Origin of the sequence: Duganella sp. HH101 (genome assembly GCF_001758795.1) — a bacterium.
In the GTDB taxonomy this organism is placed as follows: domain Bacteria; phylum Pseudomonadota; class Gammaproteobacteria; order Burkholderiales; family Burkholderiaceae_D; genus Rugamonas; species Rugamonas rivuli.
The window spans coordinates 24,215-50,644 of sequence record NZ_LRON01000018.1 but is presented as its reverse complement, the minus strand read 5'-3'; the positions used below and the strand labels follow the sequence as shown (position 1 = coordinate 50,644).

Here is a 26,430-nt window from a genome sequence, read left to right as displayed (position 1 = left end):
CAGAGATGATGGTCAGGGATTTCGAACAGTACAGCGCGTGGCGGCAAGGCGTGGTGACAGCCTTGAAGGACTACCAATCCTGGGTGGCCGGCGCGTCCCTGACCGATGCCGCCACCGACCAGCGCATCGTGCGCACCTTGGCGCGGCTGGCCGACGATAAGCTGTCGGTGGCCTTCGTCGCCGAATTCTCGCGCGGCAAATCGGAGCTGATCAACGCCATCTTCTTCGCCGACTACGGCCAGCGCATCCTGCCGTCCGCCGCCGGCCGCACCACCATGTGCCCGACCGAGCTGATGTACGACGCCAGCTTCGCGCCGTCGATCCGCCTGCTGCCGATCGAGACGCGGGCCGAGAACCTGTCCACCAGCGACTACCGCGACCAGCCCGCCGCCTGGACCGTGCTGCCGCTGAACCTGGACGCCGGCGCCGACATGCACGAGGTGTTCAAGCAGGTCAGCCTGACGCGCCACGTGCCGGTGGAGGAAGCCAAGCGCTACGGCCTCTACGACGAGGACGATCCCGACATGCCGGTCACGCTGAACGACGCAGGCCTGGTCGAAATCTCGCTGTGGCGCCATGCGATCATCAACTTCCCGCATCCGCTGTTGAAGCAGGGGCTGGTGATCCTCGACACGCCGGGCCTGAACGCCATCGGCACCGAGCCGGAACTGACGCTGAACCTGATCCCGAACGCGCACGCGGTGCTGTTCATCCTGGCCGCCGACACCGGCGTGACCAAGAGCGACATCGAAGTCTGGCGCAACCACATCGGCGCCGGCGCCGGCCGGCTGGTGGTGCTGAACAAGATCGACAGCATGTGGGACGAGCTGCGCAGCGAGGCCGAGGTCAACGTCGAGATCGAGCGCCAGCAGGCCAACGTCGCGCACGTGCTGGCGCTGGAGCCGCGCCAGGTGTTCCCGGTGTCGGCGCAGAAGGCGCTGGTGGGCAAGATCACGCAAGACCCGGCGCTGCTGGAGCGCAGCCGTTTGCAGTCGCTGGAAAGCGCGCTGTTCAACGAGCTGATCCCGGCCAAGAAGGAAATCGTGCGCAAGCAGCTGGGCGAGGAATTGCAGGCGCTGAGCGCGGCGCAGCTGGCGATGATCAACGCGCGCAGCCGTGGCGTGGTCGAGCAGTTGCACGAGCTGAAGAGCTTGCGCGGCAAGAACCAGAGCGTGATCGCGCACATGATGCGCCGCATCGATGTCGAGAAGAAGGAGTTCGACGCCAGCCTGTTCAAGCTGCAGGCCACGCGCGCCGTGTTCACGCGGCTGTCCACCGAGCTGTACACCAGCATGGGCATGGACATCGTGCGCGACGATATCGAACTGGTGCGGCAGGAGATGCAGCGCAGCCGCTTCTTCACCGGCGTGCGCGAAGCGGTGCGCAATTACTTCGAACGCATCCGCGCCAACCTCGACGCCGCCGAGCGCAAGACGCTGGAGATCAGCGAGATGATGGGCGTGATGTACCGACGCTTCTCCAACGAGCACGGCTTGACGCTGGCCTTGCCGATGCCGTTCTCGCTGGAGCATTACCGCGAGGAGATCGCCAGCATCGAGGCGATCTACTACAAGCAGTTCGGCACGGCGACGCTGCTGACCACCAGCCGCGTGGTGCTGATGGAGAAGTTCTTCGACACCATCGCCTCGCGCGTGCGCGGCTGCTTCCGCGCCGCCAACAACGATGCGGAGGCGTGGCTGAAGGTGATCATGGCGCCGCTGGAGGCGCAGATCCGCCAGCACAAGGATCAGTTGAAACACCGGCTGGCGTCGATCCAGCGCATCCACGATGCGACCGACAGCCTGGAACAGAAAATCGATGCGTTTGAAGGCAGCCAGCAGGAGCTGGAGGCGCAGAAGGCGCGGCTCAATGAATTGGCGGGGCAGATCAGCATCGCCATCAATGCGGAATTCGTGGCGCTGGACGCCGCCGCTTAAGACTTAGGAACAGAATGAAGGTTGTAGCAGCAGAGAATTTTGCGGATCCCAGTTTCTCGGCCGATCTGATCGGCTGGCAAAAAGTACATGGACGCCATGTGCTGCCGTGGCAGAACACGCGCGATGCGTATCTGATCTGGCTGTCTGAAATCATGTTGCAGCAGACGCAGGTGTCGGCTGTGCTGGGTTATTACGCGCGCTTCCTGGAGCGCTTCCCTACCCTGCGCGACCTGGCCTCGGCGCCGGTCGAGGATGTGATGGCGCAGTGGAGCGGCCTGGGCTACTACACGCGGGCGCGCAATCTGCACAAGTGCGCGCAGCGCGTGGTGGCGGAGTATGACGGCGTGTTCCCGTCCGATCCGGTGTTGCTGGCGGAGCTGCCCGGCATAGGCCGTTCGACGGCGGCGGCGATCTCGGCGTTTTCCAGCGGCACGCGGGCGGCCATCATGGACGGCAACGTCAAGCGCGTGTTCGCGCGCGTGTTCGGCATCGACACCTACCCGGGCGAGCGCAAGACCGAGGAAATGATGTGGCGCCGCGCCGAGGCCTTGCTGCCCGAGCAGGGCATCGAATCGTACACGCAGGGCTTGATGGACATGGGCGCGACGCTGTGCACGCGCAGCAGTCCGTCGTGCGAGCGCTGCCCGATGCAGCCGCGCTGCGTGGCGTTTTCCACCAACCGCACCAAGGATCTGCCGGTACGCAAGCCGAAGAAGGCCAGCCCGGAAAAGCATGCGGTGATGCTGGCGATTATCGACGGCGGACAGGTGCTGCTGGAGCAGCGTCCGCCAAGCGGCATCTGGGGCGGTTTGTTGTCGCTGCCGGAATTGGACGGCCATCTGCTGGCCGAGGATGACGAGGTGGAGGCGGTCGACGATGACGCGCTGATGCTGGCGGTAGGCAAGTTCGGCGAGATGGAATCGCACGAGCGGCTGTCGACGGTGACGCATGTGTTCACGCACTACAAGCTGCACATCGCGCCCTACCGCGTGACCTTGGCGCGCCGGCAGGCGATGGCCGCCGAATCCGGCCACGTCTGGTACGACGCCGCCAAAATCCCCGACGCCCCGCTGCCGGCGCCGATCAAGAAACTGCTGCTGGAGTTGGTGGGCGACAGCAAGGCCGCGCAGCAAAGGATGTTCTAAGGCCAAGCCTTGATTGCGGCTATCACTACGCCCGAAGTGGCGATGGTCGTAGCGACCAGCCAGCGCACCATGCGCAATTCCAGTTCGGCTACCTGCAACCTCAGCGCCGAGAGTTCGGCGCTCTGTTTGCTGTCCATGGCCGCGATGTCGGCACTGACTTTCCCGTCCAGGCTGGCGATTTTTCCACTGAGCTTGTTATCCAGCGCAGCCAAGTCCTCTTTGGTGACGTAATTGGACTGGATGACGATTAACCTCGCCTCCACCTTGGCTAAGTCTTCCTTGGTGGCGTATTGGGATCGTGCAGCCGCGCTCTCTGCAGCAAGCGATGCCACCTCGACTTCAACAGAGGTCAGGCGCCGATCCAGTTGGGTGATTTGCTCGTCCATCCGCTCATCGTGCGCCGAACACCGTTGGTGCTCAAGAGCGCACGATTGAGCCCACTCAAAGCTCGTCGAGCGAGAACAGGCGGCGGTGTTCGCGGATGGCGTAGCGGTCGGTCATGCCGGCGATGTAGTCGGCGATCTTGCGCGCCTGCTTGCCGACGTCGCCCGACTTCTCCTGGTAATCCGGGGGCAACAACACCGGCTCCGCCATGAAGGCGTGGTACAGCTCGCGCACGATGCGGCTGGCCTTCACCCGCATGCGGTTGACCTTGTAGTGCCGGTACAGATTCTCGCGCAGGAAGCGCTTGAGCTCGGTCGCGTCCTTGCGCATCGGATCGGAAAAACGTATCAGCGGCGGCGAGGCGCGCACTTCGTCCAGGCTCTTGGGCGCGGCGTCGGCCAGCAAGGCGCTGGACGTGACGATCAAATCGTCGGCCAGCGCCGTGATCAGGCGGCGCAAGGTTTCGTAAATGGCGCGGCGGCCGGACAGCCCCGGGAAAGTCTGCTGCACATCGCGCCACAGCCGCTCGAAAAACGCCACCTGCTCCAGCTGCTCGATGGTGATCAGCCCGGAACGCAGGCCGTCATCGATATCGTGGCTGTTGTAGGCGATCTCGTCGGCCAGATTGGTCAGCTGCGCCTCCAGCGACGGCTGCGTGCGGTCGATGAAGCGCTGCGCCACCGGCCCCAGCATGCGCGCATTGTTCAGCGAGCAGTGCTTGAGGATGCCCTCGCGGGTTTCGAACATCAGGTTCAGGCCGTTGTAGGCGCCGTAGTGTTCTTCCAGCTCGTCGACCACGCGCAAGCTTTGCAGGTTGTGCTCGAAGCCGCCATGATCCTGCATGCATTCGTTGAGCACGTCCTGGCCGACATGGCCGAATGGCGTATGGCCCAGGTCGTGCGCCAGCGAGATCGCCTCCACCAGGTCTTCATTCAGGCGCAGGTTGCGCGCCAGCGAACGGCCGATCTGCGCCACCTCCAGGCTGTGCGTCAGCCGGGTGCGGAACAGGTCGCCTTCGTGGTTGAGGAACACCTGGGTCTTGTATTCCAGCCGGCGGAAGGCCGAGGAATGGATGATGCGGTCGCGGTCGCGCTGGAACTGGCTGCGCGAGGCGTGCGCCGTTTCTTCAAAGCGGCGCCCCACGCCGCCCGCCGAATGGGCCGCGTAAGGTGCGAGGAATTCGTCGGGCAACATGGCGGCCTCCGCTTAAACGCAGGCGGCCAGCGTGGCCAGCAACAGCTCCTGCGGCGCGTTGGTGATGCTCGGTGCGCCCAGCGGTTTCAGCAGGATGAACTTGATGGCGCCGCCCTCGTTCTTCTTGTCGACTTCCATCAGCTCCAGCCAGCGTTGCGTGCCCAGGTCCGGCGCCTTGACCGGCAAGCCGGCCGCCGCCACCAGCGCGCGCATGCGCGCCACCGTGGCCGCGTCGACCAGGCCCATGCGGTGGGACAGGTCGGCCGCCATCACCATGCCGCAGCCGACGGCTTCGCCGTGCAGCCACTCGCCGTAGCCCAGGCCGTTCTCGATCGCGTGGCCGAAGGTGTGGCCGAAATTCAGGATGGCGCGCAGGCCGCCCTCGCGTTCGTCCTGGCGCACCACGTCGGCCTTGATCTCGCACGAGCGGGCGATGGCGTAGGCCAGCGCGCCCTTGTCGCGCGCCATCAGCTTGCCGATGTTGGCCTCGATCCAGTCGAAGAAGGCGGCGTCGATGATGGCGCCGTGCTTGATCACTTCGGCCAGGCCGGCCGACAGCTCGCGCGCCGGCAGGGTTTCCAGGGTCGAGGTGTCGGCGATCACCGCGCGCGGCTGGTAGAACGCGCCGATCATGTTCTTGCCCAGCGGATGGTTGATGCCGGTCTTGCCGCCCACCGAGGAATCGACCTGCGACAGCAGCGTGGTCGGCACCTGGATGAAGTCGACGCCGCGCATATAGCTGGCGGCCGCATAGCCGGTCAGGTCGCCGATGACGCCGCCGCCCAGGGCGACCAGCGTGGTCTTGCGGTCGGCCTTGGCGGCCAGCAGCGCATCGAAGATCGACATCAGGCTGGACCAGTTCTTGTGCTCCTCGCCGTCCGGCAGCACGATGGACGTGACTTGCTTGCCGGCGTTGCGCAAGCCGGCCTCGACGCGCGCCAGGTACAGCGGCGCGACGGTGGTGTTGGTGACGATGGCGACCTTGTCGCCGTGCACGTGACGCGCCAGCAGCGCGCCGTCTTGCAGCAGCGCCGGGCCGATCGAAATGGGGTAGCTGCGCTCGCCCAGCTCGACATTTAACAGGATGGTGGATTCTTCGTTCATCGATGGTTCGGCTTGTGTGACGCAGTTGGGCGAGGCCTCGCAGGCCCGGGTTTCCAGCTGGGTCAGGATGGATTGGACCATCGATTGTACGTTAGGTCGGCCGGTATCGATGACGATATCGGCAATTTCCATGTACAAAGGATCACGGACCGCCATCAATTCTTCGAGTTTCTTGCGCGGATCGGCCGTTTGCAGCAGCGGCCGGTTCTTGTCGTGCGCGGTGCGCTGCAGGATGCTGTTGACGGTCGCGCGCAGATAAATCACGGTGCCGCGCGACTGCAGGTAGGCCCGGCTGTCGGCATTGAGGATGGCGCCGCCGCCGGTGGCCAGCACCAGGTCTTGCTGCGCAGTGAGCTCGCGGATCACGTCCGCCTCCCGCCGGCGGAAGCTCTGTTCCCCTTCAATTTCAAAAATCCACGGGATCGAGGCGCCGGTGCGGGCCTCGATCTCGTGATCGGAATCGATAAAACGCGAGCCCAGCTTGCGGGCCAGGATGCGGCCGATGGTGGTTTTTCCTGCCCCCATCAGGCCGACTAGAAACACATTAGGCATGAACAGTCCGGGTTAATTCGGGTTACTACATAAGGTTGAGACCCCGTAAGGGCTGGTAACGCCCGGAGGCTGAGTCGCCTGGGTCGAGTAATCGAGGCCCAAACCCGGCAAGTGTACCAGACCCGTGTAGATGGACTCGGAGCCATTCACCGAGCCGCGCACGGTCAGGTTCACATCCAGCCAGAAAGCGTGGTCGCGCGGGTACACCAGCGAGACGATGGCCTGGCCCTTGGCGTCGGTGGTGACGTTGGTGGTGACGCTGACCGGGATGCCCGGCGTGAGCACGCCGTCGCCGTTGATGTCCTCGCCCGCGTCGAGGATGCCGTCGCGGTTGATGTCCTCGTTGGAGCAGCCCACGTGCTGCACCGGCTCCCACGGTCCCAGCGGCAGCGTGTACTTCATGAAGCCCTTGAAGTAGGTGGTCGGCAGCACCGAGGCGGTCAGCTTGACGCCGGAGGCGGCGTTGCCGGCCGCGTCGGTGACGAGCACCACGTAGTCCAGCTGGTAGGCCGCGGTGCCGCTCTGCCCCACGGTGCTGCCGGTGCCGGCGCTGATGAACAGCGATTTCTTCGCCACCGTCAGGCTGGCGACGGCGCTGGCGCCGGAACCGCCGATGATCCTGGCCTGGATCTTCACGCCGTTCAGCGCCGACGGCGTGGCGCCGGCGATGAAGCTGACCGTGGCGGCGCCGTCGGCGCCGGTGATCACCAGCGCCGGTTGCGTCAAGGTGCCGCCGCTCGAATCGGCCAGGATGGAGAAGGCCACGGTGGCGTTCTTGATCACGTTGTTCAGCGGCGTGCCGTCGCGCACCACGGCGCGCAGCGTGGTTTGCTCGCTGGTGCTGCCGGCGTTGTTGACGCCGATGACGGCCGGATCGGCTTGCACCGTGACGATGGCGGTATTGGTCAGCGGCGCGATGAACTCCAGGTCGGTCTGGGTGGTCAGGCTGCCGTTGGCGGCGGCGGTGATGGTGGCCACGCCGGGACCGGTCGCGTTGACATAGGCGTCGGCCGCGCCGCCGACCAGCGGCCGCGCGCTGCTGAGCACCGTGGTGCAGCCCGGGTCGCTGTAGACCACGCCGCGCGAACTGCTGATGACGACGCTGCCGGACGGTCCGCCGCTGACGGCGATGCGCTGGCAGCCGCCGATGTAGGCCGCGCTTTCCGGATTGCCGGCCAGGTCCAGCACCTTGACCGCGAAGGTCGACGAATTGATGGCGATGCCGACCGAGTTCGACTCGCCCGCCGCCTTGACCGTGATGACATCGGACGAGCCGGTGTTGGCGGCATAGGTCAGCACCAGCTGGCCGGCCGAGTTGGTGACGGCCGCGCCGCCGCCCTTGACGGTCAGCGTATTGAAGCTGGAGCTGAACGTCACGGCTTTCCCGCTCAGGCCGTTGCCGGCCGAGTCGACCAGCTTGACGGTGACGTCGGCGCTGGCGCCGACATTGATGGTCGGCTGGGCGTTGATGGTCAGCTTGTTGCCGGAGACGTTGACGATGGTCGTCACCGGCGCGGCGCCCGGCGCCGAGGCGGTGATCTTGATCGCGCGCGAGGTCGGATCGCCGCCGGTGCCCAGCTTCTCCGTCACCAGGCCCTGGGCGTTGGAGACGCGGTTGGTCAGCGACAGCGCGCCCGAGTCGGCCTTGAGGTCGACCGTCACGCCCGACATCACGGTGTTGTTGGCGTCGCGCACCAGGGCCACGACATTGACTTCATTGCCGGCGGTGCCGACCGAGGCCAGCGTGCCGGAATCGGTGGTCAGCGTCAGCGTCGGCACGGCGGTGACGACCACCACCGAGATCTCGCTGGACTTGGCCGCGCCGTTGTTGGCGCTGGCGGTGATGGTGATGGTGCGCGGGCTCGGGTCGCCCTTGACGCTGAGCTTCTCGACCACCTGGCCGGAGCTGTTGGTGATGCGGTTGGTGTTGCTGATGGTGCCGGAGCTGGCCGTGAAGTTCACCGTCTCGTTCGGCAGCGCGTTGCCGCCGCTGTCCTTGACGATGGCCGTCAGCGTCACTTCCGTGCCGTCCAGGCCGGACGAGGCGATGGTGGCCGCGCTGGCCGTCAGCACCACGCTGGCCGCCTTGGACGGCGCCACACCGCTGCTGTTGGAGCCCGCCGAGCCGCCGCCGCCGCCGCACGCGGCCAGCAGGCTGGCGCAGGCCAGTACGGCCAGCCATCCGGTGAATTTTTTCATGGTGCTTTTTCCGATCGTGTTCATAGTGGACCTTGCAGGGCAGTGATACGGGAAGGCTTAGCGCGTCGACAACCGTTCGGCGACGATCTTCGGCGTGATAAAGACCAGCAATTCTGTCTTGTCGTTGGTGCGGCTGTTGGTGCGGAACAGATAGCCGAGCACCGGCACATCGCCCAGCAGCGGCACCTTGGAGGTGGTGTTGCGTTCGGTCTGCTGGTAGATCCCGCCCAGCACCACCGTGCCGCCGTTCTCGACCATGACCTGGGTCTTGACGTGCTTGGTGTCGATGGCGAAGCCGGCCCGGGTTTCCTGGCCGACGCTGTCCTTGTTGACGTCGACGTCGATGACGACGTTGCCGTCCGGCGTGATCTGCGGCGTCACTTCCAGCCGCAGGTTGGCCTTGCGGAACATGATCGAGGTGGCGCCGCTGCTGGTGGCCACCTGGTACGGCAGCTCGATGCCCTGCTCGATCAGCGCGATGGCCTTGTCGGCGGTGATCACGCGCGGGCTGGAGATGATCTTGCCGGTGCCGTCGGCCTCCAGCGCCGACAGCTCCAGGTTCAGGAAGCGGTTGGCGGCCGACGAGAACAGGCTGATCGCCAGGTTGCCCGCCTGGGCGCCGTTGATGGCGCCGGCCGGCAGGTTGATGAACTGGCTGTTGTTGTAGCTGGTGTCGGTCGGCTTGATCTGGCCCGTCACTTCGCCGACGCCGGTGATGTTGCCGCCGATGGCGACGCGGGTGTTGCTGGTGCCGAGCTGGTAGCCGGAATCGCCGCCGCGCTGGGTGCGCAGGTCGGCAAAGCCCAGCTTGGCGCCGAGGTTGCGGGTGAAGGTGTCGCTGGCCTCGACGATGCGGGCCTCGATCAGCACCTGCTTGGAGGCGATGTCGGTCTTGGCGATCAGCCGGCGGATATCCTCCAGCTTGGAGGCGATGTCGGTGACGAACAGCTGGTTGGTGCGCGGCTCGATGATGGCGCTGCCGCGCTTGGACAGGATGCGGTTCTTGCCGTCGCCGGCGCCCTCCAGCCCGAACACGGTCTTGAAGGCGTCGGCCTTCTGGTAGTTCAGCTGGAAGATTTCGGACTTCAGCGGTTCCAGGTCGGCGATCTGGGCGCGCTGCTCCAGTTCCAGCTTTTCCTTGGTCAGCAACTCTTCCTTGGGGGCGATCCACAGCACCGAGCCGTTCTTGCGCATGTCCAGGCCCTTGGCCTGCAGCACCACGTCCAGCGCCTGGTCCCACGGCACTTCCTTCAGGCGCAGGGTCAGGTTGCCGCCGACGCTGTCGCTGGTGATGATGTTCAGGCCGGAGATGTCGGCGATCGCCTGCAGCGCCGCCCGCACTTCGACGTTCTGGAAATTGAACGACAGCTTCTCGCCGCGATAGCCCTGGGTGCCCTGGGTCAGCTTGTTCGGATCTTCCTTGATCGGCTTGACGTCGATCACCAGCTGGGTGTCGCTCTGGTAGACGGTCTGCTCCCACAGGCCGCGCGCCTCGATGGTCATGCGCGTGTTGTCGCCCTGCGGCACGGTCGTCACCAGCGCCACCGGGGTGCCGAAGTCGCTGACGTCGAGCCGGCGGCGCAGGCTTTCCGGCACGCCGGTCTTGAGGAAGTCGACCACCACGCCGGTCGGCGTCTGGCGCACATCGACCGCCACCTGGCTGTTGGGCAGGTCGACCACGACCCGGCCTTCGCCGTTGGCGCCGCGGCGGAAGTCCATGTCGCGCAAGAGCTGGCGGCCGGTCGGGGCGGCAACCTTGGCGGCTACCGGCAAGCCCTTGGCGTCGACCGCCTGGGCCAGGCCGCCGGAACCGTCGATGGTCAGGATGACGGCGTTGCCGTCGATGGCGGTGGCGTAGTTGAGGCTGCGTTTCAGGTTGAACACCAGGCGCGAGCGCTCGCCGGCCTGCACCACGTTGACGCCGCGCAGGTCGCCCAGGCTGAGCTCCTGCACGGTCTTGCCGGTGGCGTTGGAGGTGGCGCCGAAGTCCAGCGCGATGCGCGGCGGGTTGGTGATGGCGAAGCCGATCGGCAATTTGTCGGGCGCGTTCTTCAGCGCGATCTTGACGATCACGTTCGAACCCTGCTGGTTGGCGGTGATCGCCTCGATGGCGTTCGGAGACGGCGCCTCAGGCGCGGCCTGGGCGCGGGCGACGCCGGCCAGTTGCATGGCGAAGGCAAAAGCGAGCACCGGCATCCAGCTGGCGACGGCCAGGGCGCGCCGGGGCGTGATGTGAGCGGTCATTTGGTGATCTCCTTGCTTTCCTGCAGTTCCAACTTCGACATGCGTTCGACCCAGTCGCCGCCCGCATCCTGTACGATTTCCTTGACGCTGACGCTGGTGTCGTTGATGGCGGTGATCAGGCCGAAGTTCTGGCCCACGTGCTGGCCCACCACCACATGGTGCAGATTGCGGTCGACTTGCAGCAGTCCGTAGACCACGCCTTTTTTCTCCATCGTGCCGACCATCTTGACGGTGTCGAGCGGGAAGCTCTCCAGCAATTCCTTGCGCCGTTCCATGTCGGGCTTGATGCCGTTGTTGCCACGGGCCGAGGCCTTGGCCAGCTCGGCCAGCAGCTTGTTGGGGTTGAAGGGATCGATGGCGTCGGCCTGGGCGTAGGCGAAGGGGATGAAGGTCTTGGGCTCGGCCAGCGGCGGCACCGCCACCTTGGCCTGGGAGTCGACCTGCTTCATCCAGGCGCGCACTTCCTGCACGTCGCTGTCGCCGCAGCCGGCCAGCAGCAAGGCCGCCATGATTCCTGCGATCAGGGTTCTCATGATTTCTTCGCCGCCTTTTTCTTGTCGGCGGCGGCCTTGCGCTGGGCGCTGACCTCCTCCGGATCGAGGTAGCGGAAGGTCTTGACCACCGCCTCCAGCGTCAGCACCCCGTCCTTGCCGGTGGCCAGGGCCATGTTGTTGAGCGTGACGATGCGCGACAGATTGGCCATGTTGCCGGCAAAGGCGCCGATGTCGTGGTAGCTGCCGGTGACGCGGATGTTGATCGGCAGCTCGGCGTAGTAATCCTTGACCACCACCGGCGCCGGCGTGAACGATTCGAACTGCAGGCCGCTGCCGGTGCCGGCGCGGTTGATGTCCTTGAGCAGCGCATCCATCTCGGCCTTGCTCGGCAGCTGTTTCTGCAGCCGGTCCACATACTGGTCGACCTGCATCTTCTGCGCGCGCAGCGCCTCCAGGTTGACCGCCTGGGCGGTCTTGAACTTGTACTCGTCGCGCAGCTTGATCTCGGCCTGGGCGCCGGCTTCCTGTTCGTCGAACTGCGAGCTCCAGTAGCCGAAGTAGCCGGCCGCCACCACCGCAGCCATCACGCCGATGCTGCACAGCACGCGCGGCGCCAGCGGCCACTGGCCCGGGTGGCGGTCGCCGAGGTTGCGGAACTGGCCGGCCAGCTGCGCGTCCAGTTCGTTGATGTCGATTTTGGCCATGGCGGTGCGCGCTCCTAACTCTTGGCCGGCGGCAGGCCGGTGTTGGGGGCGTCGGCGGCGGACGCGGGCGCGGCGGTCTTGCCTTTTGCGCCGTTGGCGCCGGCGCTGCCATTGGCGGCGGCGTCGCGGTCGCGCGGGCGCTTGATGTTGACCGTCAGGTTGAACTCCACCACCTTCTTGGCGGTCTTGCCCTGACCCAGGCCGGTGGACTTGACGTCGATCAGTTCAGGCCGCTCCAGCCACGGCGACACGCCGGCCAGGTTGCCCAGCAGTTCGGACACCCGTTCCTGCGACTGCGCATAGCCGCCCATCGCCAGCTTCTGCCCCTCTTGCTTGAAGGCCTTCAGGTAGACGCCGGCCGGGATCTGCTTGACCAGCTCGTCCAGCAGATAGACCGGCTGGTTGCGGTCGCCCTGCAAATCCTCCACCGCCTGCTGGCGCGCTTTCAGCGCTTCGATTTCCTGCTTCAGCGTGGCGATCTCGGCGATCTTTTTATCGAGGCCGGAGATGGCGGTCTTGATCGCCTGGTTGCGTTCGTTCTGGATGGAGATGGCGCGCGCGTTGTAGCCGCCCACCAGCAGCACCACGCCGATGCCGATGATGCCGCCCAGCGCCAGCAGCGCAAAGAAGGCGGCCTTTTTCTGTTTGCGTTTTTCCTCGCGGTGCGGCAGCAGGTTAATCTTGATCATCAGCCAAACCTCCGCAAGGCCAGGCCGCAGGCCACCAGATAGGCCGGGGCGTCGCTGCGCAGTTGCGACTCGCGCACCGAGGAGCCAAGCTGCATGCCCTTGAACGGCGAGATCACGGCGCTGGAGATCTTGGTGCGGCTGGCCACCAGTTCAAGCAGGCCCGGCAGCAACGCGCAGCCGCCGGCCAGGAACAGCTGGTCGATCCGGGTGTAGGGCGTGGACGTGTAGAAGAACTGGATGGCCCGCGTCACTTCCAGCGCGGCGCTTTCCAGGAAGGGCGTCAGCAGCTCGGCGCTGTAGTTGTCGGGCAGGTCGCCGGATTTCTTGCGGGTCTCGGCCTCGTCGAAGTTCATGCCGTAGGCGCGCACGATGTCCTGGGTCAGCGCGTTGCCGCCGAAGGGCTGTTCGCGCTCGTAGACGGTGACGCCGTCCAGCATCACCGAGATGTGCGTGACCTGGGCGCCGACCTGGAACAGCGCCACCACCTGGCCGGCGCCGGCTTCGGGCAGCTGGGCGGTCACGCGGTCCAGCGCGGCGCGGGCGGCGTAGGATTCGATATCCATCACGGTGGCCTTCAGGCCGGACGCTTCGGCGATGGCGACGCGGTCCTCGACCTTCTCGCGGCGCGAGGCGGCCAGCATGACTTCGATGTCTTCCGGCGAATTGGCGGCCGGGCCGATGACGTCGAAGTCCAGGCTGACCTCGTCCAGCGCGAACGGGATGTACTGGCTGGCTTCGGATTCGACCTGCACTTCGAGCTGGTCTTCCGACATGCCGGCCGGCAGGATGATTTTCTTGGTGATGACGGAAGCGGGCGGCATGCCCAGCGCGGCCAGCTTGGCGCGGGTGCCGCTCTTCTTCCAGACCCGGCGCACGGCTTCCACCACCTGGTCCATATTCTCGATATTGCCGTCGACGACGGCGCCGCGCGGCAGCGGTTCGGCGGCGTAGCGTTCCAGGCGGTAGTCGCCCTTGCCGCCCTGCGCCAGCTCGACCAGGCGCACGCTGGAAGTGCTGATGTCGATGCCCACCAACGGCGGGTTCCCCTGTCCCAGCAGCGCCTTGATATCGATCATGCGAGCTCCCCGGCGCCATCGCTGGCGCCCGCGCTACATTGCCGCCGAATCAACATTCGAACTGTGTGCATAGAGGAACTCGTTTAAAAACCAGCGTTTAGCCTGCGTATGTCAGCCCCTACATTAAATCGTGCCTATATAAGTGTAAAGGTATTTCTATTGTGCACAATTGCCATGGTGTGAGGCTTACGCCACACTTTTTTTCCGGCCTGTAGCCTCAAAAACAACTGAGTTGCATTGTTGCTTACAGGTAAATATTCCTGTCGTCCGGCAGTGCGCGCCGCGGGTGTTGGCTAGCTTATAATGGCCCGCATACTTAACAGAAAGATCTAACTGCATGGCCTCTTCTTCAAATTCGGCACCTCCACCCTCGAATCCGCCGGGCTCGCCGGCCCAAGGCAAACCCGCTACGCGCTTCTTCCTGCTGGCCGGCCTGTCCGTGGTCGGCCTCGGTCTGGTGGCGCTGCTGCTGGTGGTGTTCGGCCTGGCGATGGCCTACCCCAACCTGCCCGAGCTCGACACGCTGACCGACTACCGTCCCAAAATGCCGCTGCGCATCTTCTCGGCCGACAATGTGCTGATCGGCGAGTTCGGCGAAGAGCGCCGCAACCTGGTGCGCATCAAGGACATCCCGGACGTGATGAAAAAAGCCGTGCTGGCGATCGAGGACGACCGCTTCTACGAGCACGGCGGCGTCGACTACACCGGCATCCTGCGCGCAGCCGTGCACAACGCCACCGGCGGCGCCAAGCAGGGCGCGTCCACCATCACCCAGCAGGTGGCCCGCAACTTCTTCCTGTCGAGCGAACAGACGCTCAAGCGCAAGGCCTACGAAGTGCTGCTGGCCTGGAAGATCGAGAAAAACCTCAGCAAGGACCAGATCCTCGAGGTGTATATGAACCAGATCTACCTGGGCCAGCGCGCCTATGGTTTCTCGTCGGCCGCACAAATCTATTTCGGCAAGAATCTGAAAGACATTAGCGTGGCCGAGGCGGCCATGCTGGCCGGCCTGCCGAAAGCGCCGTCGGCCTACAACCCGGTGGTCAATCCCAAGCGCGCGCGCACCCGCCAGCAATACATTCTGCAGCGCATGCACGACCTGGGCTACATCACCGACAAGCAGTTCGAGACCGCCAAGGCCGAGCAGCTCAAGGTCAAGACCGACAGCAGCGAGTTCGGCGTGCACGCCGAGTACGTGGCTGAGATGGCGCGCCAGCTGGTGTACGAGCAGTTCAAGGAAGACACCTACACGCGCGGCCTGAACGTCTTCACGACGATCACCAAGGCCGACCAGGACGCCGCCTACCTGGCGCTGCGCAAGGGCGTGATGGACTACGAGAAGCGCCACGCCTATCGCGGCCCGGAAGCCTACATCGACATCCCGCAGAACAAGGAAGAGGCCGACGACGCCATCGAGAACGAACTGGCCGACCACCCGGACAGCGACGACATCGTGGCCGCCATGGTGCTGGCCGCGACGCCGCAGCTGATCACCGCCGTCACCGCCACCGGCGAGGAAATCAAGATCACCGGCCCGGGGCTGGAGATGGGCCGCTCGTGGCTGTCCGACAAGGCCGCGCTGAACAAGCGCATCCGCCGTGGCGCGGTGATCCGCGTGATGCAGGAAGGTAAGGACTGGCAAGTGACGCAGCTGCCGGAAATCGAATCGGCCTTCGTCGCGGCCGACACCCACGACGGCGCGATCAAGGCCATGGTGGGCGGCTTCGACTACAACCGCAGCAAGTTCAACCACGTCACCCAGGCGTGGCGCCAGCCGGGTTCGTCGTTCAAACCGTTCATCTATTCGGCATCGCTGGAGCGCGGCCTGTCGCCGGCCACCATCATCAACGATGCGCCGATCTCCTTCGACGCCGGCCAGACCGGCGGCCAGGCCTGGGAGCCGAAGAACTACGACGGCAAGTATGAAGGCCCGATGACCATGCGCCGCGGCCTGACCAAGTCCAAGAACATGGTCTCGATCCGCATCCTGCACAAGATCGGCGCCAAGTACGGCCAGGAGTACGCCACCCGCTTCGGCTTCGACGCCGACAAGAACCCGCCCTACCTGACGCTGGCGCTGGGCGCGGGCAACGTCACGCCGCTGCAGATGGCCGGCGCCTACGCGGTGTTCGCCAACGGCGGCTACAAGGTCAGCCCCTACCTGATTTCCAAGGTGACGGACGCCGACGGCAAGATCCTGTCGCAAGCCAATCCGGACAAGGCCGGCGACGAGCGCAACCGCGTCATCGACGAGCGCAACGCCTTCATGATGGACAGCATGCTCAAGGACGTGGTGCGCTTCGGCACGGCGACCAAGGCGCTGGTGCTCAAGCGTCCCGACCTGTCGGGCAAGACCGGCACCACCAACGATTCGATCGACGCCTGGTTCGCCGGCTACCAGCCGCACCTGGTGGGCATCGCCTGGATCGGCTACGACCAGCCGAAGAACCTGGGCAACCGCGAAACCGGCGGCGGCCTGGCGCTGCCGATCTGGATCAGCTACATGCAGAAGGCGCTGAAGAATATCCCGATCGAGGAACGCGCGGTGCCGGAAGGCGTGATGCTGGTGGGCGACGAGTACTACTATGCGGAAAACCCGCCGGGCGCCGGCGTGCACAATATCGACGGCGCCTCGAAAGGCACGCCGACCGAGGAAAAGGCCAAGGACGCCGTCAAGAACGAGCTGTTCTAGCGGCGCCTCAATTGCCGGTGATCGCCCGGGACAGCAAGTCCCGGGCCAGCAAGTCCGACGCCTGCGGCATCAGATGACTGGCATCGAAGGTCGTGATGCCGCTCCTGGGGTCATCGCCCAGATAGGTCAGGCAACCGTCCTGGTTGCAGAAGAAATCCATCACATTGACGAACACCGCATCGCCGCCCCTCGGGAAGCCGGCTTGCAGCGCCGCGTTGTGCGCCATCAGCTCGCGGTCCACGCCGTGGAAGGTGCGGCGCGGCTTGGTCAACCACAGCTCGGTCGCCATCAGCTTGGGCAACTCCTCGGTCCAGTGCGGAACGGGGCCGGTGAACACCACCCTGGGCACGCCCAGGCCCCGCAGCCGGGCGGCGATCCGCCGCATGCCCTGCAGCGTGTGGCCCAGGTTCTGCGCCACCACCACCACGTCCGGACGGGCCTCGGCGATGGTCTGCAGCGCGAACCAGTTGCTGCGTTCACAATGGTTGACAATGGATGGCTCGCTCGCGTCCGGCCTTGGAGGGCAGCCGGAGCTGGCCACCTGCAACACCTGCCAGCCGGCCGGCAGGTGCTGGCGGATGCCGAAGGACAGCTGTTCGACATGCGAATCGCCCCACAGCAGCACGGCATGGGGCCGGGCCGGATCGCGCCGGTAGCAGCTCTCGGCGATGGCCGGGCGCGGCACCATGTCGGCGCGGCCGGCGCGGTATTTGGCGATATCGAAGAACTCGCATTCCAGGTGGTATTTGTCGGGTATGCCGACGCGCAGAAAGAAGCGCCAGTGGGCCGGACTGTTTTCAAAATACTCGGTGTAGGCCTGGCGCTCCCGCATGCGGAAGGCCAGCCCCTCGCCCCGGAAGATGCCATAGCCGATGCCGCCCACCGCCGCCATCAGCAGCACCAGCGCCACGCTCTTGAGGCGCTGCCGGCCGCCGCCGCGGATCGGCTGTTCCAGCAGCAGGTAGGTGAGCGAGGCCAGCACAAAGGCGGCCGCCACCGCGCCGACGCGCAACGCCGCCGACGGCGCGCCGCGTCCGGCCAGGCCGGCAAACACCAGCAGCGGCCAGTGCCACAGGTACAGCGGGAAGCTGATGCGCCCTATCCAGCCCAGCGCGCGGTTGGACAGCAGCGCCCGGTTGAACCAGGCCTGGCCGCCGGCCGCGATGGTCAGGGCCGCGCCCAGCGTGGGCAGCAGCGCCCACCAGCCGGGAATGGCGCGCGCCTCGGTGATGCACGCCAGCCCGGCCAGGATCAGGCCCGCGCCCAGCGGCGCCAGCCAGCCGCGCAGGGCGCCCGCCGAGCCCTCCGCGCCCTCCGGCAGCGAGGCCAGCACCGAACCGGCCAGTATCTGCCAGAAGCGCGTCTGCGGCGCATAGAAGGCGCGCGCGGCGTCGCCCTGCACGGCGGCGAGGTTCAGGCCGAAGGACGCCAGCGCCAGCGCCACGGACACCGCCAGCGGGCTGATGCCGCGCCGCGACGCCAGCCACAGCAGCGCCGGCCAGACGATGTAGAACTGCTCCTCCACGCCAAGCGACCACAGGTGCAGCAGCGGCTTGCCGTGGGCGGCGCTGTCGAAATAGCCGCTCTCGCCCCACAGTACGTAGTTGGCGACGAAGCCGGCGCCGCCGGCCATATGCTTGCCCAGCTGTCGATACTCGCCGGGCAGCATGATCCACCAGCCGGCCGCGCAGCAGGCCGCCAGCACCAGCAGCAGCGCGGGGAAGATGCGCCGCACGCGGCGGCCGTAGAAATCGGCAAAGCTGAAATGGCCGCGCTCCAGCTGGCGGCCGATGATGCTGCTGATGAGGAAGCCGGAGATGACGAAGAAGATGTCGACGCCAATGAAGCCGCCCTTGAGCACCTCGGGAAAGGCGTGGAAGACGACGATGCACAGCACGGCGACGGCACGCAGGCCATCGATATCCGGGCGGCACTCCAGATGCTCAGGTCTCAGGTCGCGATTCACTGGCGGCACAGTAAAATAGACAGGCTGCCAATTTTACTCCACCGGTATCACCGGCCTGCCGGACTCAGCCGAGTGCCACCGGACTGCCGCCCTGGGCGCTGACCATCTCGGACAGGGAATGGAACAGCTCGCTACCGTCGCGGGTATTGAGCCACTTGCCGTCCTTTTGCTTGTAGTGGTAGCCGCCGGAGCGGGAAGCCACCCACAGTTCCTGCATCGCCGCCTGGCTGTTGACGATGATCTTGGAACCATTGTCGATAAATTCGATTTCCAGCACATTGCCGCTGCGGCTGCACTCGACGTCGAGCATGTCCTCATCGTTCAAACGGTCCAGCGCGCCCTCGATGGCGGTGAGGGTGGCCTCGGCCTGCGCCAGGAATTCTGATTCGCCCATGCTACACTCCAATATCTATACTTAATCCATGATTTTATCGTGAAGTCCACTTTCCGTTTATTTATCGGCACAACAACCTTGTGCCTGACCACCTTGTTGAGCGGTTGCGGCCAACCCGGCCCGCTGTACCTGCCCAAGGCGCCACCGGCCAAGCCTGTCACGAGCAGCGACGCGCCACGTCCGGGCGTGGCTCCGGCCAGCGCCCCTATTCCGTCCACTCCTCCCGCTTCCCAACAATAAGTTTATGTCCCAATTCAGTTATCAAGACGGCGTGCTGCACGCCGAAGGCGCGTCGCTTGCCGCCATCGCCGCGCAGTTCGGCACCCCGACCTATGTGTACTCGAAGGCGCAGCTGCTGGCCAACTACGCTTCCTACGCCGACGCCTGCGCTGGCCGCGACGCGCTGGTCTGCTACGCGATGAAGGCCAATTCCAACCTGGCCATCCTCGACCTGCTGGCCCGCCAGGGCGCCGGCTTCGACATCGTCTCCGGCGGCGAGCTGCTGCGCGTGCTGGCGGCGGGCGGCGATCCACGCAAGGTGATCTTCTCCGGCGTCGGCAAGAGCGTCGATGAAATGCGCCTGGCGCTGTCGCACGACATCCTGTGCTTCAACGTCGAATCGATCCCCGAGCTGCACCGCCTGAACGAAGTGGCCGGCGCCATGGGCAAGACCGCGCGCGTCTCGCTGCGCGTCAACCCCAACGTCGACGCCAAGACCCACCCGTACATCGCCACCGGCCTGAAGGCCAACAAGTTCGGCGTGGCCTTCGACGATGCGCTGGACACCTACCGCGCGGCCGCCAGGCTGCCGCACCTGGAAGTGGCCGGCATCGACTGCCACATCGGCTCGCAGCTGCTGGACGACGCGCCGCTGCTGGAGGCGCTGGACCGCCTGATCGAGCTGATCGACAAGCTGGGCGAGGAAGGCATCGTGCTGCACCACCTGGACATCGGCGGCGGCATCGGCATCAATTACGGCGAGGCGGGCGAAGCGCCGCCGGTGCCGGTGGGCGACTACCTGGGCCGGCTGTTCGCCAGGATCGACGCCTGGCGCGCGGCGCGCTACGACGGCAAGCCGATCAAGGTGATCTTCGAGCCGGGCCGTTCGATCGTCGGCGACACCGGCGTGCTGCTGACCAAGGTGGAGTTCATCAAGCACGGCGAGGAGAAGAATTTCTGCGTGGTCGATGCGGCGATGAACGACATGGCGCGTCCGGCGCTGTACCAGGCGTGGATGGACATGCAGCCCGTGGTGCAGGGCAAGGCTGGCGCGTTGACGTACGACGTGGTGGGGCCGATCTGCGAATCGGGCGACTGGCTGGCGCGCGACCGCGAGCTGGCGGTGGAAGCCGGCGACCTGCTGGTGATGCACAGCGCCGGCGCGTACGGCATGACGATGGCGTCCAACTACAACACGCGCGGCCGCGCGGCGGAAATCATCGTCGACGGCGAGGTGTGCCATGTGGTGCGCCAGCGCGAGAACCCGGCCGATCTGTATGCGCTGGAAGCGCTGATCAAGTAAGCCGTTCAGCCCACAAGCAAAAGCCGCCCGCCTCACCGCCGGCGGCTTTTTTCATGCGGGCTGCCCGTCGGCAAAAATATCCTGAATACTTCGCGCATCAAAAATGCGGTCATACCAGAGATCCAGATCGTCCATTTCCGCCCATTCGATCCGCTTATTAAACTTTCGCGAAAGCGTGCCAAAACGTTTAACAAGCAGCTTCTTGAGCAGTTCGCGATGCACATAAAGTTCGGCCTCATAACGCCAAGCATCGGCAAAACTGTTGATGACAGGAGCAGTCATAGTCCGAGCCTCCTTAACTACGTGATCGAAATCGATAATACGCTCCCGCGCAAAACCCTGCAAACGACGCGCGCCCCAGCGGCTCAACAGCGGCAGTATCGGCGGGTTGGCGTCAAATTTCGGCAAGCGCGACCACCTTTCAAGCTCTTCGACAATATCTGCGCCAGTTTGCAGGCGTTCGACACGAAATGCCATAGCGACGAAATTGTTAACATCAGCAAGCTCAGCTTCAGATAGCCGGGACTGGTCCATCAACAGATACTGTTGAGAAGCTTGCAAATGCTGGAGGTCTGGTGGCACGGCAATAACAAGATCAGCCAAGTTCAGGCTGGCTCGCCATGGCTTGGCTCCGCTGTACAACACTACAGGAAATATCGGCGGCAACCTGCCCGGCTTAGGCAGTTCTTGGCGCTTGATCAGATCCTGGTAAAGCAAGCCAATGTAGACCTGCATGCGCAGGGCCATCCACGGATCGCAGCGGGACTGGAATTCAAGCAGCAGATAGATATAGATCCACTCGCCGGCCAGGCGCACGCGCCAGACCATGTCGCTGTGGCGCTGAACGCCGCCATCGCTAACGTAGCTGCCGTTGACGCGCTCCAGGCTGGCCAAGTCCAACTGGCGTACCCACTCGCCCGGCACGAAGCCCAGCAGCAAGTCGCGCACCATTTCGGGGTGCGCGAACAGTTGCTTGTATGCGGTGTCGTCCTCGCTGGCCATCGGCTCAGTGTAGCGAGGTGCAGCGCGCCGCTGTTGGGCGCGCTCAAAGCGGCGCTAGCGTGCCGCTGCCGCCACCGCCTTGCTGCGCGCCCAGTACACGCGCATTAGCAGCAGCCCCCCCAGGATCACACCGAAAATGATCGGCTGCGTGAAGTTGTGCTTGCCCGCCTTCATCCACCAGAAGTGCAGGATGGCCAGCGGTGCGATCACGTACACCAGGCGATGCAGCCACTGCCAACGTTTGCCGCCCAGCCGCTTGACCATGGCGTTGGTGCTGGTCGCCGCCAACGGCAGCAACAGCACAAACGCAATGAAACCCACCGTGATGAACGGCCGCTTCAGCACGTCCTTCCACATCTCCTGCACATCGAAGAAATGATCGAACCACAGGAAGGTCATGAAGTGCAGCAAGCCGTAGAAGAACATGTACAGCCCCAGCATGCGGCGCAGCTTGATCAGCCAGTTCCATTTGCTGAGCCGGCGCAGCGGCGTCACCGCCAAAGTGAAGCACAGGAAGTACAAGGTCCAGTCGCCGGTGCCGCGCGTGATGAATTCCAACGGCTCGACCAGTTGCCCGGTCAAGGTCAGGTAGACCATGCGCGCCAGCGGCACCAGGGCCAGCACGAAGATGGCGGCCTTGATCAGCCCGGCCTGGCGCGGGGTAGGATTAAACGCCATACGATCAGAAGAACTTCTTCAGGTCCATGCCCGCATACAACGGCGCGACATCTGCATAGCCGTTGAACATCAACGTCTTACGCTTGCGGGCCAGGAAGCCGTCCTCGCCGATGCGGCGCTCGGACGCCTGCGACCAGCGCGGGTGGTCCACCTCGGGATTCACATTCGAATAGAAACCGTACTCATTGGGCGCCGACAGATTCCACGAGGTGCGCGGCTGCTCCTTGACGAAGCGGATCTTGACGATGGACTTGGCCGACTTGAAGCCATACTTCCACGGCAGCACCATGCGCACCGGGGCGCCGTTCTGGTTGGCCAGCGTTTCGCCGTACATGCCCAGCGTGAGCAAGGCCAGCGGATGGTTGGCTTCGTCGATGCGCAAGCCTTCGGTGTACGGCCATTGCAGCACGCGGCTGCCCACGCCCGGCATCTGCTTCTTGTCCGCCAGCGTGACGAACTCCACATACTTGGCGTTGCCGGTCGGCTCGACCTTCTTGATGATCTCGGAGAACGAATAACCGATCCACGGTATCACCATCGACCAGCCCTCGACGCAGCGCAGGCGGTAGACGCGCTCTTCCAGCGGCGCCAGCTTCAGCAGCGCGTCGATGTCCAGCACCATAGGTTTCTTCACCTCGCCCTCGATGGACACCGTCCACGGACGCGTCTTCAGCGTGCCGGCGTACATGGCTGGTTCGCTCTTGTCGGTGCCGAATTCGTAGTAGTTGTTGTAGCTGGTGGCGTCCTTGTAGGGCGTCTGCTTGTCGAGCGCCGAGTAGGACGGGTTGAGCTTGGCGGCCAGCTTGGGATTGATGCCCTGCGCGAAAGCTTCACGGTTGGCCATCTCCAGCAGCGCGGCGCTGCCGATGGCGCCGGCGGCGATCTGCTTGATGAACTTGCGGCGCGACTCGTACACTTCGCGCGAGGTGATTTCTGATGAAAACGGCAACTCGATGCCGTTGGGGCTACGCTTGATCAGCATGCTGACTCCAAAGAAAGTGCAAGGTTGAGACTTGGTCGCCCCAGTAGCCTGAACCTTACACCAATCTTCGCCGGCCGTTTATAACATCGCGTTTACAACTTGCCGTACGAGTGCAGGCCGGACAGGAACATATTCACGCCCAGGAAGGCGAAAGTCGTCACCAGCAGGCCCACCAGCGCCCACCAGGCCGCCGGACGGCCGCGCAAGCCCGTCATCAGGCGCATGTGCAGCCAGGCCGCGTAGTTCAGCCAGACGATCAGCGCCCAGGTCTCCTTCGGATCCCACGACCAGTAGCCGCCCCACGCCTCCGCCGCCCACAGCGCGCCGAGGATGGTGGCGATGGTGAAGAAGGCGAAGCCGGCCGAAATGGCCTTGTACATGACATCGTCCAGCACCTCTTCCGACGGCAGACGGTCGGCCAGATAGCCCGAGGTCTTCAGCAGATAGGCCGCCGCCACCATGGCGGCCAGGGCAAAGTTGCCGTAGCCAATGAAGTTGGCCGGCACGTGGATCTTCATCCACCAGCTTTGCAGCGCCGGCAGCAGCGGCTGGATGTCGGCGGCGTCGCGCGAGGTGGTGTACCAGAACAGGAAGCCGATCGCGGCGGTGATCACCAGGGTGACGAAGGCGCCCAGCTGGCGCGTGGCGTAGCGCTGTTCGAAGTACAGGTAGAACATCGCGGTGATCAGCGAAAACAAGATAAACACTTCATACAGATTCGACACCGGGATGTGGCCGACGTCGGCGCCGATCAGGTAGGACTCGTACCAGCGCACCATCATGCCGGTCAGGCCCAGCACCACGGCGGCCCAGCACAGCTTGGAGCCGATGCTGGAGGCGGAACCGGAACGGGTCGCCAGGCCGATCACGTAGAACAGGGTCGACAGGCAGAACATCACGCTCATCCACAGGATCGCGGACTGGCTGGAGAGCATCATGCGCAGCCAGAATTTCTTGGTGCCGTTGTCCAGCTCGCCCGCATACATGGCGATCGCGCCCAGCGACAGCAGGGCCACCAGCGGCATCAGCCAGCGCGCCGGCTTCCAGTGCCAGCCCAGCGCGGCAAACGCCGGCGCGGCCGCCAGCAGGATGCCCTTCTCGTAGATGTCCATGTAGTGGCCATAGGTGCTCAGGCCGTAAAGCGAGCCCGCCAGCAGCGCCAGCGCGAACAGCCAGTCGAACGCGTTCAGGCGCTTGAAGTAGCCGGGCGCCTGGGTATAGGTTTGGGTCGATTGCGTCAGTTCCATCATTTATCTCCGTGGCCGCTATAGCTTACGCCGATTGCGGCAGCTTTTCTTTCAAAGTTTCAAACTCGCGTTCGAAATCCAGCGTTTTGCGCTGGGTACTCATGGCCATCAGCGCCTCGGCGCCGCTGGCGTCATCCTTGATCCAGACCCACAGGCGGCGCTCGCGGATATAGAACATCGAGAATACACCCAGCACCAGGAACACACAGCCCAGGTAGACCACGTTCTTGCCCGGCGAGCGCGTGACCTGGAACACCGAGGCCTGCACCTGGGTGAAATCGTCCAGTTGCAGGTAGACCGGGGCGCCGTAGAAGAAGGCGTCCGACAGCGCGTTGGTGGCCAGTTGCAGGAAGCGGGCGTGCTGCTCGTCGGCGCTGACCGGGGCCAGGCCATCCTTCTCGCGCGCGGCCTGCCACAAGTCCCACAGGCTGCCGTTGAGGATCTTCATGAAGACGTCGGCCGCCTTTTCCTGCTCGGCGGCCGGGATTTTTTCCAGGAACTGCGAGATGGCGACGAAGCCGGCCGCCTTGTCGTTGCCGGCGAAGATGCTCAGGCTCTTGTCGGCCGACGCTTGCAGCTGCACGCGCAGCGCATCGGTGTTGTTCGATTGCGGCGTGGCGCGCTCGGCGTAGCGCTTGGCGGCGGCGGCGCGCAGGCCGGGGTCGCCGAGCGCGGCACGCAGGCGCATCCATTCGGTCACGCTGTGGCCGTCGTCGGCCGGGATGCGCAGGAAGCTGAACTGGTCGGACGGGTTGACGCGCATGCCGGCCAGGAACACCGTGGCGCCGTCGACCGTCACCGGCTGCATATAGTTCTGGTATTCGCGCGCCTGGCCGGTCTTGTCGCGCAGCTTGTAGGTCACGCTGGGGCCGACGTTCTTCAAGTCCTTGTTGTTGGCGTTGCGGCCGGCCGAGCCGGTGTGCTTGTCGAGCGAGTTGGCGAACTGCTCTTCCAGGGTCTTGCCCTTGGCGACGGCGCGCGGGTCTTGCGAGGCCGCCAGGTTCTCGACGTTGAAGGGACGGAAGCCCGACCATTCGACGGTGTAGGCCTCGCCCATCGCCGTGCTGCCGCCCACTTCGCCGCTGATATCGAAGGTGGTGGTGGCGCCGCCGCGCATCGGGTAGCCGGTGAGCTTGAGCTTGCTGCCGCCATCGTCAAAGCTGGACTGGTAGATCGCCAGGCCCTTGTACAGCAAGGGTTTGTTGACTTCGATGACGGCCTTGACCACCTCGCCGCTGGCGTGGTCGCGCACCTCGACTTCGCTGGCGAACAGCTTGGGCATGCCGGTGCTGTAGAAGTCGATGGTGAATTTCTTCAGGTTGATGGTGAACGGCAGGTCCTGGATCAGCACGCCGTCGGGACGGGTGATGATGGCGCTTTCGCTGGACTGGCCTTCCGGGATCATGGTGTTGCCGCGGAAAGTGGGGTTGCCCAGGCCGAGGCGGCTCTGCGCCGGCACCGCCGAGATCAAGCCGCTGCCGCTGAACGGCACCTTGCCGAGGAACCATTCCTGCAGGCGGATCGGCACGTCCGAATCGAGCAGGCCGCCGATGCAGATGACCACGATGGCCGAGTGCGCGAAGATGTAGCCGAACTTGTTGGCCGCGCCCTGCTTGGCGGCCACCAGCGTGCCGTGGTCCTTGTCGACCAGCTTGACCTTGTAGCCGGCGTCGGCCAGGCGGGCGGCGGTCTGCTGCGCCAGCGCGGCGCGCGCCAGCGGCGAACGCCATTGCATCTTGTGGTGGAAGTTGAGCAGCGAATTCTCGCGCACGTTCTCGCGCCAGCTGCGCATGTCCTTGAGCATCTTGGGCGCGTTGCGCACGATGCACAGCGAGGTCGACGTCACCAGCGCGGTCATCAAGAGCAGGAACCACCAGGCCGAGTACACGGCGTACAGGCCCAGCTTGCCGAACACTTCGAACCAGAACGGCCCGAACTGGTTGATGTAGTTGTTGGTCGCCTCGCCCTGCTTCATCACGGTGCCGACGATGGCGGCGATCGCGATCATCGCCAGCAGCGCGATGGCGAAGCGCATGGAGGAAATCAGTTCGACGATTTCGCCGACGACGGGGCGGCGGGTCTTGAGTTCGATGCCGGTGGTGCTGGGGCTGCTGCTCATGCTGGGACTGTCTCAAAAAATGTACGCTGCGGGCAGCATATCAACAAAAAGGGCAGCCCGCTTACGCTGCCGCCCTCTATGCACTATCAAATGCACCGCAACCCGG

Annotated in this window: 21 protein-coding genes; 5 read left to right on the top strand and 16 right to left on the bottom strand. The window is 64.8% G+C overall.

Translation table 11 applies throughout. The features are described 5' to 3' along the window. Positions 1 to 8 precede the first annotated feature (8 nt). A complete protein-coding gene (locus DUGA2_RS24005; RefSeq protein ID WP_070272035.1) occupies positions 9 to 1,937 on the top strand; it encodes a dynamin family protein in 1,929 nt (642 codons plus the stop codon). A 14-nt stretch (positions 1,938 to 1,951) separates the two neighbouring features. Then, positions 1,952 to 3,082, top strand: a complete 1,131-nt coding sequence (gene mutY / locus DUGA2_RS24000) for an A/G-specific adenine glycosylase (protein WP_070271955.1) — start codon at positions 1,952 to 1,954, stop codon at positions 3,080 to 3,082. On the opposite strand, the gene DUGA2_RS23995 is transcribed toward mutY, so the two are convergent. The 9 genes from DUGA2_RS23995 to DUGA2_RS23955 are packed head-to-tail and all read right to left on the bottom strand — an operon-like array spanning position 3,079 to position 13,722. Further along, the gene (locus tag DUGA2_RS23995) at positions 3,079 to 3,468 is read right to left on the bottom strand and encodes a hypothetical protein (protein ID WP_070271954.1); all 390 of its coding nucleotides are present in this window, start codon (positions 3,466 to 3,468) and stop codon (positions 3,079 to 3,081) included. The two genes, mutY and DUGA2_RS23995, sit on opposite strands and share 4 nt — an antisense overlap. Positions 3,469 to 3,523: 55 nt before the next feature. After that, on the bottom strand, positions 3,524 to 4,660 hold the full coding sequence (locus tag DUGA2_RS23990) for a deoxyguanosinetriphosphate triphosphohydrolase (protein WP_070271953.1): 1,137 nt from the start codon (positions 4,658 to 4,660) through the stop codon (positions 3,524 to 3,526). A 12-nt stretch (positions 4,661 to 4,672) separates the two neighbouring features. Continuing rightward, a complete protein-coding gene (gene aroKB / locus DUGA2_RS23985) occupies positions 4,673 to 6,316 on the bottom strand; it encodes a bifunctional shikimate kinase/3-dehydroquinate synthase AroKB (protein ID WP_083296441.1) in 1,644 nt (547 codons plus the stop codon). 12 nt (positions 6,317 to 6,328) lie between these two features. Then, on the bottom strand, positions 6,329 to 8,515 hold the full coding sequence (locus tag DUGA2_RS23980; protein ID WP_070271951.1) for an Ig-like domain-containing protein: 2,187 nt from the start codon (positions 8,513 to 8,515) through the stop codon (positions 6,329 to 6,331). Between the two features lie 57 nt (positions 8,516 to 8,572). Then, entirely contained in the window at positions 8,573 to 10,759 is a 2,187-nt protein-coding gene (gene pilQ / locus DUGA2_RS23975; RefSeq protein ID WP_070271950.1) for a type IV pilus secretin PilQ family protein, read from the bottom strand. Beyond that, entirely contained in the window at positions 10,756 to 11,292 is a 537-nt protein-coding gene (locus DUGA2_RS23970) for a pilus assembly protein PilP (RefSeq protein ID WP_070271949.1), read from the bottom strand. Before DUGA2_RS23970 ends, pilQ begins: the two co-directional genes overlap by 4 nt. Beyond that, complete coding sequence (locus DUGA2_RS23965; RefSeq protein WP_070271948.1) at positions 11,289 to 11,957, bottom strand: type 4a pilus biogenesis protein PilO; 669 nt, start codon at positions 11,955 to 11,957, stop codon at positions 11,289 to 11,291. The genes DUGA2_RS23970 and DUGA2_RS23965 overlap by 4 nt, the downstream gene beginning before the upstream one ends. A gap of 14 nt (positions 11,958 to 11,971) precedes the next feature. Further along, entirely contained in the window at positions 11,972 to 12,646 is a 675-nt protein-coding gene (locus DUGA2_RS23960) for a PilN domain-containing protein (protein WP_070271947.1), read from the bottom strand. Continuing rightward, positions 12,646 to 13,722 carry a pilus assembly protein PilM gene (locus tag DUGA2_RS23955; RefSeq protein ID WP_070271946.1) on the bottom strand — a complete coding sequence of 359 codons (1,077 nt, stop codon included), beginning with the start codon at positions 13,720 to 13,722 and terminating at the stop codon, positions 12,646 to 12,648. The genes DUGA2_RS23960 and DUGA2_RS23955 overlap by 1 nt, the downstream gene beginning before the upstream one ends. A gap of 337 nt (positions 13,723 to 14,059) precedes the next feature. On the opposite strand from DUGA2_RS23955, the gene DUGA2_RS23950 reads away from it, so the two are divergent. Continuing rightward, positions 14,060 to 16,414 (top strand): penicillin-binding protein 1A, encoded by a 2,355-nt coding sequence (locus DUGA2_RS23950; protein ID WP_070271945.1) that lies wholly within the window; start codon positions 14,060 to 14,062, stop codon positions 16,412 to 16,414. Between the two features lie 7 nt (positions 16,415 to 16,421). Here DUGA2_RS23950 and DUGA2_RS23945 read toward each other — a convergent pair whose 3' ends face one another. Together DUGA2_RS23945 and cyaY are read right to left on the bottom strand one after the other, a co-directional pair. Beyond that, positions 16,422 to 18,380, bottom strand: a complete 1,959-nt coding sequence (locus DUGA2_RS23945; RefSeq protein ID WP_168167820.1) for an acyltransferase family protein — start codon at positions 18,378 to 18,380, stop codon at positions 16,422 to 16,424. A gap of 64 nt (positions 18,381 to 18,444) precedes the next feature. Next, positions 18,445 to 18,774 (bottom strand): iron donor protein CyaY, encoded by a 330-nt coding sequence (gene cyaY / locus DUGA2_RS23940; RefSeq protein WP_070271943.1) that lies wholly within the window; start codon positions 18,772 to 18,774, stop codon positions 18,445 to 18,447. A gap of 39 nt (positions 18,775 to 18,813) precedes the next feature. On the opposite strand from cyaY, the gene DUGA2_RS35030 reads away from it, so the two are divergent. Next, on the top strand, positions 18,814 to 19,014 hold the full coding sequence (locus DUGA2_RS35030; protein WP_141753363.1) for a lipoprotein: 201 nt from the start codon (positions 18,814 to 18,816) through the stop codon (positions 19,012 to 19,014). 4 nt (positions 19,015 to 19,018) lie between these two features. Then, complete coding sequence (gene lysA / locus DUGA2_RS23935; protein WP_070271942.1) at positions 19,019 to 20,296, top strand: diaminopimelate decarboxylase; 1,278 nt, start codon at positions 19,019 to 19,021, stop codon at positions 20,294 to 20,296. Between the two features lie 51 nt (positions 20,297 to 20,347). Here the strand turns inward: lysA and DUGA2_RS23930 are convergent, their stop codons facing one another. The 5 genes from DUGA2_RS23930 to DUGA2_RS23910 form a co-directional block, all read right to left on the bottom strand. Further along, complete coding sequence (locus tag DUGA2_RS23930; RefSeq protein ID WP_070271941.1) at positions 20,348 to 21,298, bottom strand: Rpn family recombination-promoting nuclease/putative transposase; 951 nt, start codon at positions 21,296 to 21,298, stop codon at positions 20,348 to 20,350. A 54-nt stretch (positions 21,299 to 21,352) separates the two neighbouring features. After that, on the bottom strand, positions 21,353 to 21,976 hold the full coding sequence (locus DUGA2_RS23925) for a sulfite oxidase heme-binding subunit YedZ (protein ID WP_070271940.1): 624 nt from the start codon (positions 21,974 to 21,976) through the stop codon (positions 21,353 to 21,355). Positions 21,977 to 21,980: 4 nt separating this feature from the next. Beyond that, complete coding sequence (gene msrP, locus DUGA2_RS23920) at positions 21,981 to 22,958, bottom strand: protein-methionine-sulfoxide reductase catalytic subunit MsrP (RefSeq protein ID WP_070271939.1); 978 nt, start codon at positions 22,956 to 22,958, stop codon at positions 21,981 to 21,983. Between the two features lie 92 nt (positions 22,959 to 23,050). Beyond that, entirely contained in the window at positions 23,051 to 24,205 is a 1,155-nt protein-coding gene (gene ccsB / locus DUGA2_RS23915) for a c-type cytochrome biogenesis protein CcsB (protein ID WP_070272034.1), read from the bottom strand. A gap of 25 nt (positions 24,206 to 24,230) precedes the next feature. Beyond that, positions 24,231 to 26,324: a cytochrome c biogenesis protein ResB gene (locus DUGA2_RS23910; RefSeq protein WP_070271938.1), complete on the bottom strand. Its 2,094-nt coding sequence runs from the start codon at positions 26,322 to 26,324 to the stop codon at positions 24,231 to 24,233. Positions 26,325 to 26,430 lie beyond the last annotated feature (106 nt).

Coding starts and splice junctions, on each gene's coding strand:
- mutY (WP_070271955.1), top strand. CDS start 1,952: ATGAAGGTTGTAGCAGCAGAGAATTTTGCGGATCCCAGTTTCTCGGCC.
- ccsB (WP_070272034.1), bottom strand. CDS start 24,205: ATGGAACTGACGCAATCGACCCAAACCTATACCCAGGCGCCCGGCTAC.
- DUGA2_RS23990 (WP_070271953.1), bottom strand. CDS start 4,660: ATGTTGCCCGACGAATTCCTCGCACCTTACGCGGCCCATTCGGCGGGC.
- DUGA2_RS23950 (WP_070271945.1), top strand. CDS start 14,060: ATGGCCTCTTCTTCAAATTCGGCACCTCCACCCTCGAATCCGCCGGGC.
- DUGA2_RS23970 (WP_070271949.1), bottom strand. CDS start 11,292: ATGAGAACCCTGATCGCAGGAATCATGGCGGCCTTGCTGCTGGCCGGC.
- lysA (WP_070271942.1), top strand. CDS start 19,019: ATGTCCCAATTCAGTTATCAAGACGGCGTGCTGCACGCCGAAGGCGCG.
- DUGA2_RS23955 (WP_070271946.1), bottom strand. CDS start 13,722: ATGATCGATATCAAGGCGCTGCTGGGACAGGGGAACCCGCCGTTGGTG.
- DUGA2_RS23930 (WP_070271941.1), bottom strand. CDS start 21,298: ATGGCCAGCGAGGACGACACCGCATACAAGCAACTGTTCGCGCACCCC.
- aroKB (WP_083296441.1), bottom strand. CDS start 6,316: ATGCCTAATGTGTTTCTAGTCGGCCTGATGGGGGCAGGAAAAACCACC.
- DUGA2_RS23980 (WP_070271951.1), bottom strand. CDS start 8,515: ATGAAAAAATTCACCGGATGGCTGGCCGTACTGGCCTGCGCCAGCCTG.
- DUGA2_RS24005 (WP_070272035.1), top strand. CDS start 9: ATGGTCAGGGATTTCGAACAGTACAGCGCGTGGCGGCAAGGCGTGGTG.
- DUGA2_RS23925 (WP_070271940.1), bottom strand. CDS start 21,976: ATGGCGTTTAATCCTACCCCGCGCCAGGCCGGGCTGATCAAGGCCGCC.
- msrP (WP_070271939.1), bottom strand. CDS start 22,958: ATGCTGATCAAGCGTAGCCCCAACGGCATCGAGTTGCCGTTTTCATCA.
- pilQ (WP_070271950.1), bottom strand. CDS start 10,759: ATGACCGCTCACATCACGCCCCGGCGCGCCCTGGCCGTCGCCAGCTGG.
- cyaY (WP_070271943.1), bottom strand. CDS start 18,774: ATGGGCGAATCAGAATTCCTGGCGCAGGCCGAGGCCACCCTCACCGCC.
- DUGA2_RS23965 (WP_070271948.1), bottom strand. CDS start 11,957: ATGGCCAAAATCGACATCAACGAACTGGACGCGCAGCTGGCCGGCCAG.
- DUGA2_RS23910 (WP_070271938.1), bottom strand. CDS start 26,324: ATGAGCAGCAGCCCCAGCACCACCGGCATCGAACTCAAGACCCGCCGC.
- DUGA2_RS23995 (WP_070271954.1), bottom strand. CDS start 3,468: ATGGACGAGCAAATCACCCAACTGGATCGGCGCCTGACCTCTGTTGAA.
- DUGA2_RS23960 (WP_070271947.1), bottom strand. CDS start 12,646: ATGATCAAGATTAACCTGCTGCCGCACCGCGAGGAAAAACGCAAACAG.